This is a genomic window from Bacillus sp. NPDC057893 (genome assembly GCF_042796455.1).
Classification (GTDB): domain Bacteria; phylum Bacillota; class Bacilli; order Bacillales; family Bacillaceae_G; genus Bacillus_A.
Genome location: NZ_JBHVNG010000001.1, coordinates 369,023 through 382,263, shown reverse-complemented (window position 1 = coordinate 382,263; position 13,241 = coordinate 369,023). Strand labels below are relative to the sequence as shown.

The window sequence follows — 13,241 nt, the reverse complement described above, 5'->3', positions numbered from 1 at the left end:
TCTACTCTATATGAGATACGATGTCACCTAACGCTTCTTTTTGCTTTTCAACAAGTTGGAAAATCCCTTGTTCAGCAGCATCAAGTAATTCATTTAATTCAGCTCTGCTAAACGTCGCTTCCTCTCCAGTTCCTTGTACTTCAACAAACTGACCTTTTCCAGTCATAATAACGTTCATATCAACGTCTGCTTTAGAATCTTCAGCATAATTTAAATCTAAAACGACACCTTGTTCTTCAACAACACCTACTGACGTTGCCGCTAAATAATCTTTCACCGGAATTTTAGATACTTTGTCTGCTTGCAATAATTTTTCAAAAGCTAATACCATCGCTACATAAGCACCTGTAATAGAAGCCGTTCTCGTTCCGCCATCCGCTTGAATTACATCACAGTCAATCCAAACCGTTCTTTCGCCAAGCGCTTCTAAATCAACAACCGCACGTAATGCTCGTCCAATTAAACGCTGGATTTCCATTGTGCGCCCTGTTACTTTCCCTTTACTTGACTCCCTGATTGTACGTTGCTCTGTCGCACGTGGAATCATTGAGTATTCTGCTGTTACCCAGCCTTTTCCTTCTCCGCGCATAAACGGCGGTACACGCTCTTCAATTGTCGCTGAACAAATTACCTTTGTATCCCCAACTTCAATTAGTACCGATCCCTCTGGATGTTTTAAATAATTTGTATGAATATGTATATGGCGTAGCTCTGCTTTTCCTCTACCATCTACTCGCATAAAAATAACCCCCTCATAAATACTCTCATTAGTATAGCCAAATTTAAATGTACGATATGTATAACAATAAAAGAAGGGGAACTCAAAAAGCAATTCCCCTTTCTTACATAAGTATATCAAATTATTCGCGATTAAAAACTACCTGTATTCACGTTTTGTGGACGATCAACAGGTTTTATTAACTTTTCACCTTTCTCATCCATAAGATTTGCTTTCCCATTCACTTCAATAGAAACATTTTTCACACCTTGTTTTTCCGTTAAAGATAAGACTAACGATTTCAACACATAATTTGAAATCATATTTTTGTCTGGGTTCACAAATATATTTTCATTAAAGTTTAATGTAATATTTCCGTCCTGCACTTTCGGATTCGTAATAAGCTTAGCTCCTGGATTAAAATCATTTAGTAGCGATCCTTGAATCGGACCTTTTACAAGCTCATCCACAATGGCCGCATAATCATTTTCTTTTCCTTCTGCAACGCGTCTTGTTACCGGTACGTAATATTGCTGCTTATTATTATTTTGCGCCATAAAATAAAGTGTAACCGGTTTTGTATTCGTTACATCTGCTACTTGTTCATCATCAAAGTTAATTCCATTCGCACGACTTATCCCTTCACCAAGCGGTGTACCTGCAACAGGCATCTTCGCTAACTTTTCACCATTTATTTGGAACTGCACTTGTTTTATTTCTGTAAATTGAGTCAAAGTCCACGCTACTGATTCAACAATTTGACGCTCTTCTTCTTTTGAATAATTTTTCATTTCGTTAGAGAAATCAATTACTGCTGTCCCGCCTTTTTTCAAATTCAAGGTCATCGTCGTATTCGCTGGAAGGACTGCTCGAAATCCATTTGGCAATAAATTTGTGACTGGTCCATCTTTCACAAGATACTCTAACGTTTGCTGTACAACTTCATTCGCTTTCGGAGTAGGCATTGCAATAGTTTGCGGTACGACATATCCATTTTTATCAACGAGGTATAACTCTCTATTTACTGTTTGCCCTTGTTTATCTTTTTTAGCTGTTTCTTTCTTTTCACCTTCTGTATACGTAACTTTTTTTGGCGGATCAATTTGTTCTGTCGCTTTCTCTTGATTTAACAAGCCACACCCTGATAATAAAATCGCACTCACAGTAGCACCAACAACCCATTTAAAAGTGGATTTAGGCATGCCATTCCCCCCTAAAATCTAAGTTTGTACTATTATGTATACGAGCTGTTTCATATTTTAGAACAAGCTATAGCCACTTACACAGAAAAAACCCCTGATTTCTCAGGAGTTCTCTTATATGAATCTACTATTATTCTGTATCTAAATTAATATGCTTCACATTTTCAATCGGCTGACCGAACCACTTTGATGCAATTTCTTTAAACAGACCTATTTTACCAGTCGTTAAAAAGAGGTGATCACTTTGTTCTTCTCCCTCATTTAACATCTTACTATGGTATAAAATTGTGCTTACCTCACGCGCTGTTTCATCACCCGAACTAATTAATTGCACTTGATCCCCCATTACCTTTTTAATAACAGGGCCTAAAATCGGATAATGTGTACACCCTAAAATAAGTGTATCAATGTCAGTACTTTTCAACGGTTGCAACGTTTCTCTTACAACTTCATACGCCATTTCACTTTCGAAATTTCCGCTCTCTACAAGCTCAACGAAAGGTGGACAAGCTAAACTTTCTACCATAACACGGTTATTAATAGACTTTAGCGCCTCTTCATAGGCACCACTTTTTACTGTTCCAATCGTTCCAATAATCCCAACATGATACGTATTTGTCACTTTTAAAGCTGTACGTGATCCTGGATGAATAACTCCAACTACTGGAATTGATAATTGTTTCTGCATTTCTTCTAATACAACCGCAGTGGCTGTATTACACGCAATAACTAACATTTTGATATTTAAATCTAATAAATGCTCCGTCATTTCCCACGTGAATTGACGCACTTCTTCACGAGAACGCGGACCATAAGGGCAACGTGCTGTATCCCCTAAATATATAATACGCTCTTTCGGCAACTGACGAATTAATTCCTTCGCTACTGTTAAACCGCCCACTCCTGAATCAATAACACCGATCGCTCTATTCAACTTAATCACCCGTTTTCTCATTCATCATCTTATTTTATCATTTTATTTTACACACTTTAAGTTCGCTAACTTAAAATGCTCCTGTATAAAAAGTTTCATTTGTACCTATATAGATCAGGACCTTTTTTATTTTGCTCCTTTTTTTTATAATTTGCAAGACAGAAAACAACCGACCTTCTATATGAAAGTCGGTTTCTTCTATATAAAATATTCATTCAAAACAAAACTCCCGCTACCTTTATTAATAGCGGGAGTTTTGTTTCTATATTTTATTTATCGCGTTCTTTATAGCCTTACCTATTTATGTATGAAACATCCTTATCATTCATATAGAGCATGAAACAAACAGAAAAATAGCCGACTCTTTGTATAAAAGTCGGCTGCTTTCTTATAGTTCGAGCTCTCCCATGCGAAGAAGCTCAACAACTGCTTGTGAACGTCCTTTAACCCCTAGCTTTTGCATTGCGTTTGAGATGTGTAGTAATTGCAAATAAATGTTTTATTAAAATGATATCATTCATCACTCTTCGTTCATTCCAATTCTCACCAGCGGAGATCGATTGTGTTTTCTATGTATAGTTAAACCAGATATCCTTGTTTCTTCCATCATAACACTGTCCGCCTTCCTATGTATGAAGTTCAAAGTTTGTATAAGTCAGTTCAAAACAATCATGCTAAAAAAGCAGCACAGGTTTTTCCTATGCCGCTTTTTTATAAACTGAGTTTGACGCCGTTCTCTTCAAGCCATTTCATTCTTAGCCTGTAATCTGGCATAATTGTCCCGATGACAGACCAGAACTCCGTTGAATGGTTCATATATTTTATATGTGTTAATTCATGGAGCACCACATAGTCAACAATATCCGTCGGTGCCATCATAAGTTTCCAATGGAACAAAATTGTACCCTCTTTCGTGCACGATCCCCAGCGGTTCTGCAAGTCCATGACTTTGACACCATTAATCTTCACTCCTAAAATCAATCGAAAATGTTCCACACGAGCTTCTATTTTCCCGCTCAATTTCGCTCGATAGAAATTTTTAAAATGTTCTTGAGCGAATGATAACTCTTGTCTTCGCAAACAGAAATGACCTTGAAATAACCGTAACGGAACGGATTGTTCTTCCACAATCTGTAATTTATAAGAGCGCCCGTCATATAGAAACCCTTCTCCGTTTACAAACTGTCTTTTGTATGAATAATTGTTACGATGTTCATAATTCAATTGATGTTTAATGATCCAATCTCGTTTTTTGTATACCCATTCACGAATTTCTTCTTCGGTTAAATCAAGGGGAGCTATAACTTTCAAGCTCCCATCACGTTCTACCGCAATCCCAAGCGATTTTCGTTTTCTTCGAACGATTTCATAAGAAAACAAATCCTTATACATTTAGTGAATCAACTCCTGATGATGGATTTTCGCTAACTCTGCGATATCCCCCGCTAACCCCTTTACCAATTCATAGTCGTAAAATTCCTCTATGCCTGCTTCAAAAAATCTGTCCTCTAATGCAGAACGGTACTCTTTTATGCTGTTTTCACGCTTCCAGAAGTCAACCATTTTCACTCTTGTTTGTGAAATGTTCATAATTTCCAATACAAGCTTCACTAACTTCCCTTGATGGTATTCAGGAGTTGTCAGTTTCGTTGCCAGATAATCATAGAAGATCAATCCTATTTCTTTATTGAATGGATTATCACGCTGGCTCCTCCCCTGTTTCATCGTTTGATACAGTTTCGACAGCTCTTCAAACATCGCTTCCACATCGTGCCGATACCCTGCAATGATAGCTTCTAATTTTCGAGACAAGGAGATGTAAAAAGCAGGGTCTTTTTGAATATTGATGTTAATGACCTTTCGAATTGCATGTTCCATTTCGGAAGCCTTTGAGCGGGCGCTGCGTTTGTTCTTCTTCACCTTCTCCTCGAATATATCTGATAGAATATCAATTTCTTGGATATGTGTAAAGAACTTCTCAACATTCATATGTTCGTTAATCAGCTTCTTAATCTTGTATCCGACTCCCATTAAATTGATTGTGTCATCTTTATACACATCACGGACTTGTGCCAGAATATGAACAAACGCCTCCATCATTGGGCGGTACTGATTTGCTGTTTCGTTCGGCATGAGGATATTCATACTTTCCAAAAACAGCTTCAGCTGCTGGTTAAAATAAACGCGATTACGGTCATCACCCAATACCGCAATGCATTGATCAAGGATTTTTAATTCCTCTGCTGCATTACGAGCTCTTCTTTCCGCATATTCACGAATCTCTTTTACACCTAAATCTTTGAAGAAATGAATCAAGCGTTCATAACGATCGACTAGTATCGGGATTTCTTCATTGATATCCGTCATAGCACGTATCGTATCATCTACTTCTTCTCCTTCGTACATCTTTAATGCCCCTAAGAGATGGTTGCTGACCCCAATGTAATCGACAATATAGCCGCATTCTTTCCCTTCCGTTTTGCGATTCGCACGCGCGATCGCTTGTAGAAGATTGTGTTCTTTCATCTTCTTGTCGATATACATCACTTGTTCGATTGGCGCATCAAAACCCGTTAGCAGCATGTCACAGACCACAATAAATGCGATTCCTGTTCGCGGTTCGTTGGTATCGAATGATTTTTTGAAGAAATCCACTGCCTTATTCTTTCTGCTTTTCTTCATTGCTGTTTTAATTTCTGGAATTTCGTTCGTGTCATTCATGGATACGATGAGAGCCGTTTGCAGGAAGGCGATTTCCTTTTTCTTTTGTTCATCTGTTTCTGTCTGCACACGTTTTTCTAGTTCTTGGTTAATATATTTTTCATATCGATATGCTGCCAACTTGGAGTTTGCGACAACTTGCGCTTTAAATCCGTTCGGATAGATTTTCGCCAAGTAATGGTCCACAATGTCCGCGGCAATTTTCTCAATCCGTTTCTCTGCTTCCAGTATGTCTCCAAGCGTTCCATACTTTTGACGAATGAGATCCAATTCTTTTTGCGTGCGATGTCCAAATAAATCAAGAAAGTCATGTTCCAAATCTTCCTCATTGTCTACTTTGGTGTACACCGCTTTCCCTTCGTACTTCAATGCGACCGTTGCCTCATCATTCACCGCGTCTCTGATCTTGTAAGTGTCAATGTAAGTTCCGAATATTTCATGGGTACGTTTCTTATGACGTTTTGAAATCAGCGGCGTACCTGTAAATGCAATTTTGCTTGCATTTGGAAATGCCGAAAAGATATTGAATCCTAACTCCCTATTGTGCGATCTATGAGCTTCATCAATCAGTATCAGCACATGTTCAGAATCATTCACGATTGGAAATTCTTCAAATTCTTTCATCAAACGGGCATGAGCTTGTTCCTGCTTCTTTTCTTTATTTTGGAACTTTTGCACCATAACCATGTTAATGTTGGAGATCGAAGTAGACAACACGTCTTTTACCTGATTGACGGATTCTACAAACATGACGGGCTCTCCAGCTAGTCCAGCCGTTGCTCCTAACTGTTCTTCTAAATCAATGCGATCGTTAATGATAATGATCTTGTATTTTTTGAGCTCTTTCATGCGACGTATTTTTCGGATGATAAAGACCATTGTCAACGATTTTCCTGAACCTTGTGTATGCCAGATGACGCCTGAACGATCAAATGGTTTTTCTTCCTTTAACAATCGTTGCACGGCTTTATTGGCTGCGCGGTATTGCTGGTAGCGGGCGACTACTTTGATCCGTTTTCGTTCACTCACTTGCATGTACAACAAAAAGCTCTCTACAATATCCAAGAACGTTTTGGGAACCAACATGCCTTGAATAAGAATCTCTTGTGAGCGTTCTTTCCCAAGTGGCGGCTTATATATTCTATTTGCTTCTTGATAGATATCTTTCCATTCTGAAAAATATTCATAAGAAGATGAAATAGTACCCACACGCGCTTCATCACCTGTTGTAGCAATCATAAGCTGGTTATACAGGAAGAGCCGTTCTTCTCCTTCTCTCTCCACTATACCTTCCGTATCGCCACGACAATTACTGTAGCGAAGCAGCTGACGTATGGCTTCTTGCATAGGATCAGACGTCGTGTAGTGGCGATACTTGCATTCTACTACGACGAACGGTAGCCCGTTTACGAATAACACAATGTCAGGGATAATGAATTCGTTCGCTAATCCTGGTGTATCGATACGAAATTGGTTAATAGCTACAAAATGGTTAGCTTTCGGATTTTTGAAATCAATCAATTTCACAACAGGATGCTTTTCACCCGTGGCATGATTGACATCCACCGTTGTGTTCTCCCGCAGCTTTGTATAAAACTGTTCATTCCCCTCAAATAACGTGTTATCCGTAAAGGTTTGCACCTCTTGATACAATTCTTCTAGCTGAGAATCGGTCAGCCACTCCGCTCCATCTTCCATTACATTAATCTTTTGTATGTATTCTTTGAAAATAGATTTTAATATCCATTCACGAAAACTGCTTCGGTAAGATATCTTTGGGTCTTGCGGAATTCCCTCTTCATGAATGACAACATTCCAGCCTGCTTGTGATAATTGTTGCAAAAACGGTTCTTCAACAAACTTCCATTCTTTCCCCAATCCTGTCCCTTCTTTCCCTTTTCACTTTTTCCAAAACAAAAAAGATGGTAGAAAGTTCCTACCATCTCCATTTTACGATACCGATAAGATATCCTGTCAATTTATAAAGAATATTTTCGCACTAACTTACGGATTTACAAGTTCATTGATAGGAACGCGAACTTTTCCCGTAAGAAGATCTTGCATTAAAGATTCCTTCAACATTTTATACTTGATTAATTCCTTGTTTTTTAGACGGATCTTTTTTTCAAACGACTGTAAGACGCCAACAATTTTTTCTTGTTCCGTAGCGCTCGGAATAGTTACCCAAAAGTTCAAAACATCTTGTTTTGTTATATTCGGATCTTTTCTACTACTAGCGGCAAACTTCCGCCATAGATATACTTTTAAATTTAGCCACACTTGTAAAAACTCGGGTTTTATTATACCACAAGAAATTACAATAGCCGTGATTGCTTGGTTCACTGTGGCTTCAATTTTAAGTATACCTGTACGACCTATTTGGTTAAATCCCCCATACATAGCCACTAATACCGATCCTACGGGTAACATACGTAAAGAAGTTGACTTGAGAGCCTGAGAAGTAACCTTTTCTTCCGTTTCAAAAATATACTGATTGTTTAAGTCTAAGGTTTTCACCCACGGGGTTTTTCCATTAACGAAAAATATATCTTCTTTTTTTCTATCAGGAGTAGTCCCTGAATATAAGTCACCAATGTCACCGATAGTTTTTACTTCCCAGTCCTTTGGTATCTCCCCAGCCTCTGTGCATTGAAATTCCGTCTCTTCCACCCATTTCTCATCCTTCCAACGCTTTCTGCCTGTGAGCAAATCCTGCATCGTTCCCTCCTTGATACGTTCATATTTAGCAATGAGCTGCTCGGTTAACTCAATTTTTCGATCAACAACGGAAAGGATATCAGCAATTTTTTGTTGCTCTACCAAGCTAGGGATATATATTTTGAACTCTAGCAAATCGGAAGTGTTAATGGCAGGATAGTTTGAACCTACCATTACAGGTAAAGTTTGCTTCATGATTGTGTTACTAGCCATGCATTGATATAAGTATGCAGGAGATACATTTTCATTTGCCCGAAGAACCGCAAAGCCTGTTGAACATATCTTTTTATCATGTTCATGTTTAATAAAAGCAAATGCTCGAAGATATGGACGAACAGTTGAAAAAATTGTATCCCCTTCTTTTACAATTCTTCGTGCTCTACTGGGAGCATGTCTGAATTCGAATTCTTTAACTCCTTTAATTTTTCCATTTTCCACACTTTCAATATCAATGTATGCTATTTTATGACGCAGATGAGTATTGCTCGGGATTTGCTCGGGATTTACCTCACATACTTCTTTAATTTTTTTAATCATATTATCACCCAACATACCCTAACTCCTTCAGGAAACCTTGTAATAGTTCATCAGTCTCCGCGAGCTCTGTTTCAATATCCAATGCTGGCGTACGATATTTGTCATACCAATTGGCAAACATATTAACAACCTGACAAACACGTTCTTCAAACTTTACCTCCAACTCTTGCTGAAACGTATGATAAAAACGGTCTAATAAGATGATTTGCACTTCTTCAGAAGTAATTTCCGCCTTTGCCATCTCGATGTACTCATCCGTTTCTTGCTCCATTCTTTTCAGTTCTTCTTTGAATCGTTTCAGCATTTCCTCTTTCTGCACATGGTTTTCTAACTGCTCATCAATTTCAGCGATTTCTTTCTCATAACGTTGTTGTTTTTGTTGAGCTTCAGCATATCTTTCTTGGAATTCTTCCATTGTCATGCCCATGAGATTCGGCTTTCCTTTATCAATATTTTTTTGGATTTTTCCATACGGCGTAATTTCTTCTTTTTTCAAAACGCGGATGTATCCATTCAATTCTTTTTTACGATTTCTCAGCTCTTTGACATATGTTTTTGATAAAATACCATATTTATTTTCTTCATATTCCACTTCTTCATCCTCTTCTGGTGCTATGTCAACAGAAGTGAATGCTACTTCTAATTCTTCGATTTGTTCTTTCAAGTGCTCCATTTGTTCTATACGTTCAGGATATTTAGCTTGTAGTATCAATTCATCAGGAATTAGCGCTGCCGTCCATCCTGATGCCCCAATCGATTGAAAATCTGATTTGTGCTTGTTCCAGAAATTCGCAAAGATGGCATTCACTTTATGCTGTGTTAGGATTTCTAATGGAATTAACGCTTCACCAAGTGTTCCCATCCCTTCTTCATGGAACTCGAAAACTTGCTTATAATCTTCCAAATCACTTAACAAATGTTGATAACGTGCCCACCATGCTTGTAGGGTGTTATTCAGCATTCCTCTTTTGTCCAAGATGGCACAATTACTCGCAATGATTTCCTTGATCGTTTCTTTGTTTGCCACACTCTCCTTAAAATAGCAATATCCATCTACTTCATTTTCAAAAATATCACTCGCTTTAATTTCTAATGGTTCATAAACAAACTTTTTACCTTGAATTTCAGAAATAGGTACACCACCGTATAAATGAGCTTTTACATCTTGCGGCTCTTCATCAGGTGTATTATCCATATATCGACGAATACTCAAGTTGTAATCATTCTCTTTAATTTCTTCGATAGAAACAAGACGAGAGTATTTCTCGACCTCCAGCTTATGATGGTATACGTACGATATTTTTTGAATATCTTCTGGACGGAGTTTATTTTGATTTTTTCCACTTTGATACTCATGGTCTGCGTTAATAAACAAAATATGTTTGCGGTCTTTACGTCTATCTTTGTTAATGACGATACAACAAGCAGGAATGCCCGTGCCGAAGAACAAATTTGATGGCAACCCAATAATTGCTTCAATCAAACCATCCTCAATAATACCTTGTCGGATATTCTTCTCTTCTCCTCCGCGGAATAGCGGTCCATGCGGCGCAATCGTCGCCATTTTTCCATCTTCACGAAGAACAGCAATCATATGCTGAATAAACATAAAATCAGCTTTTTTACCCTTTGTTGGTGTCTCACCATACTTAAAGCGTCCAGGAAATGTCCAATTTACCTTGTCATAATTCAGCGAAAACGGGAAATTAGCGATTACACGATGGAATTTCATAAGTTCTCCATTTTCCACGTGTTGTGGAAATTTCAGAGTGTCTTCATTGCGAATATCCGCGTCTTTGATGCCGTGCAAAAACATATTCATTTTCGCAATTGCCCATGTACCACCAAACACTTCTTGTCCATATAATGAAATGTTGTTCGGATTGCCACCGTTTTCTTCTACATATTTGCGTAAGTGAATTAACATATTCCCGCTTCCGCACGTCGGATCGTATCCACGCATCCCTTCTTGTGGTTGCAAGATTTCTGTCAATAACACATCCACTTCGCTTGGTGTATAGAATTCCCCGCCCTTTTTCCCAGCACTTTCGGCAAAGTTGGCAATCAAGTATTCATATGCGGCACCAAGTAAGTCTGGATATTCAAAATCGTCATTGCTAAGCGGGATACGATCAAACTTTTGAATCAATTCACGCCAGATTTCATTTTTAACCGTTGTTCTCCCGACCTTTTTGTTAAAATCAATTTTCCCTTTTAGCACGTCACGTAATACTTCAGGATTTTCATCTTCTATTGTTGCCAGGGCTTTATTTAAGCCGTCTCCAATATTTTCATGCAAATGTGCAATAGTTTCATTCCATCTGGCTTCAACCGGAACGAATACCTCATATTTAGTTTTATCATTTAACATCGATTCCTTAATATGATCAGGAAATGGTTTATCCACTAAAGATACTTCCATCTTTTTACGTTCCTTTTCAAATTGATCAGAAAGACGTTTTAAAAACAACATTCCGAATATGTAATCTTTGTACTCTGTCGCTTCCATCTGCTTTCGAAGTATATCGGCAGCGGATAACAACAGGTTGTTTAACTTTTGTAATGTTAACTTCTCTTTTTTTGCCATTTCTGTTCCTCCTGTATAAGGATAAATTGATTTAATTCGTTTTATTTGTTTGCTACATATGTATAACGCGAAGTTTTATCAACTGCGAGTCTTATTAACATATATCATTTTTTCTGGAATTAAAAACAGCAAAAGAAACATGTCTCTTGCCGTTACTTTCTTTCTATCATAAGGTGAATGATTTGGCTTTGTCAAAATAACTCAAATCACCTCAAAATGCCTCTTATCAATGATTCTAAATTAATTATTAAATACATATCTGTGTCTTCGATAAATCCAATACGAAGTGTTTTAATGCTATGAACTAATTTTTTTATTTAAACTTTGCTAAAAAGTGATATTGCCCTTAATTACGATTGTTCAAACGTATAGGTAATATCCACTGTCCCATCTTGATGAACCATAATTTTTTGAATTAATGTCTGAAATGCATAGAGCAAATCTTGCTCTTGTTGCTGTAACTGCTCAAAAGCTTGTTTTATAGTTTTAACGTCCATTTGAATGACGTCACTATTTTGCAAGATAAACAATTCTTGATTCGCCTTTTTTATTTCTGTTTCAAGATCGTTCCGCTTCTTTTCAAATTCTTCTTTATTAATTAGTTCTTCCAAGTACAAATCTAGTAGTGATTTTTTCTTTTGTTCGTTCACATTCATAAGCTGTTGTAGTTTTTTTTCTTTTTTCCCTTGCTCCTCTTTAACATTACTTTGAAGTTTTAAAGTAACAGCCTCTCCCTTTTTCACTAATAAATCTATAATGAACTGACGAAAATCATGATATCGAATGGGTACATGATTCACACAGCCATATTTCCCTGTTCGACGGTATTGCGAACATTTTAAATACTTCCATTCCGTACGTTCACCACTCTTCTTTCGAAGATGCGATTGTACAATAACCATATTCGAATCACAAACTGCGCATTTGGCTAAATTACGAAATTCATTCCAGGCTGTAATTTTCGTTTTATTATCCGTTATATTTTTCTGATTTACTTGACTCCATGTTTCATCATCAACAATTGCTGGATGATGATTCGGAAAAACAAACCACTTTTCTTTTGGATTTCGAATTTGTTTTTTCTTGCCACCAACTTTAATTGATGTATATTGATTCAAAATAAAAGTCCCCTTGTAAATAGGACTTCGAACAATCCTTTGCACAGAAGTCATTTGCCAAACACTTTTATTTTTAGGCTTTATACCTAATCGATTAAGTTCATTTGTAATTTTTTTAAACCCCCAACCACTGTTATACCAATTATAAATCCTTTTAACAACGTTTGCCTCTTCTTCATTAATAACTAATTTTTGATTTATACGATCATATCCATACGGTACCCTACCTATATGTTCCCCCCGGCGTACTTTTACCGCTAAAGCTGCTGTAATACTAGAAGAAAGGGTTCTACTATATTGAGCTGAAAACAATGACCATAGCTCAAACGCCATATCATTTTTCCCCGCTTTTACAGAATCATATCCTTCTTCTACAGAAATAATCCGAACACTATGAGCCAGAAATACTTCCCTAATTTCCAATGAGTCCTTTAGGTCACGTGCCAAGCGAGAAATAGATTTAAAAACAACCATATCAATTTCTTTGTTTTTTGCCTTTTGCAATAATAATTGAATAGAAGGACGATCTACAAATAAAGTACCACTTACCCCTTCATCTTTAAAAACACGTTTTTCATCCCATGTAAAACCACTCCGCTCTAACCAATTTCGGCAAATATCTATTTGGTTTTCGACAGATGAAACTTGTTCATCCCGGTCAGTTGATACGCGAACATAAACTGCATAAGATTCCAACCAAAACACC

The 13,241-nt window shown here is 37.4% G+C and carries 8 protein-coding genes and 1 pseudogene; all 9 read right to left on the bottom strand.

What is annotated here, in order from left to right; genetic code table 11:
• Position 1: 1 nt before the first annotated feature.
• The 9 genes and pseudogenes from rph to ACFVQC_RS02120 all read right to left on the bottom strand — a co-directional run bounded on the left by rph (position 2) and on the right by ACFVQC_RS02120 (position 13,231).
• Positions 2 to 739, bottom strand: a complete 738-nt coding sequence (rph, locus tag ACFVQC_RS02160) for a ribonuclease PH (RefSeq protein WP_002138500.1) — start codon at positions 737 to 739, stop codon at positions 2 to 4.
• Positions 740 to 870: 131 nt separating this feature from the next.
• Entirely contained in the window at positions 871 to 1,920 is a 1,050-nt protein-coding gene (locus ACFVQC_RS02155) for a GerMN domain-containing protein (RefSeq protein WP_377893214.1), read from the bottom strand.
• Positions 1,921 to 2,050: 130 nt separating this feature from the next.
• Positions 2,051 to 2,863 carry a glutamate racemase gene (gene racE / locus ACFVQC_RS02150; protein WP_377893212.1) on the bottom strand — a complete coding sequence of 271 codons (813 nt, stop codon included), beginning with the start codon at positions 2,861 to 2,863 and terminating at the stop codon, positions 2,051 to 2,053.
• A 379-nt stretch (positions 2,864 to 3,242) separates the two neighbouring features.
• A pseudogene (gene gerE, locus ACFVQC_RS02145) lies at positions 3,243 to 3,332 on the bottom strand (spore germination transcription factor GerE); the annotation flags it as partial.
• A gap of 233 nt (positions 3,333 to 3,565) precedes the next feature.
• Positions 3,566 to 4,246 carry a M48 family metallopeptidase gene (locus ACFVQC_RS02140; protein ID WP_377897336.1) on the bottom strand — a complete coding sequence of 227 codons (681 nt, stop codon included), beginning with the start codon at positions 4,244 to 4,246 and terminating at the stop codon, positions 3,566 to 3,568.
• The gene (locus ACFVQC_RS02135) at positions 4,247 to 7,453 is read right to left on the bottom strand and encodes a type I restriction endonuclease subunit R (protein WP_377897335.1); all 3,207 of its coding nucleotides are present in this window, start codon (positions 7,451 to 7,453) and stop codon (positions 4,247 to 4,249) included. It abuts the gene before it with no gap.
• A 126-nt stretch (positions 7,454 to 7,579) separates the two neighbouring features.
• Complete coding sequence (locus ACFVQC_RS02130) at positions 7,580 to 8,845, bottom strand: restriction endonuclease subunit S (RefSeq protein WP_377897334.1); 1,266 nt, start codon at positions 8,843 to 8,845, stop codon at positions 7,580 to 7,582.
• Positions 8,835 to 11,417 carry a type I restriction-modification system subunit M gene (locus ACFVQC_RS02125; protein ID WP_377897333.1) on the bottom strand — a complete coding sequence of 861 codons (2,583 nt, stop codon included), beginning with the start codon at positions 11,415 to 11,417 and terminating at the stop codon, positions 8,835 to 8,837. The genes ACFVQC_RS02130 and ACFVQC_RS02125 overlap by 11 nt, the downstream gene beginning before the upstream one ends.
• Before the next feature lie 350 nt (positions 11,418 to 11,767).
• Entirely contained in the window at positions 11,768 to 13,231 is a 1,464-nt protein-coding gene (locus ACFVQC_RS02120; RefSeq protein ID WP_377897332.1) for a recombinase family protein, read from the bottom strand.
• Positions 13,232 to 13,241: the final 10 nt, after the last annotated feature.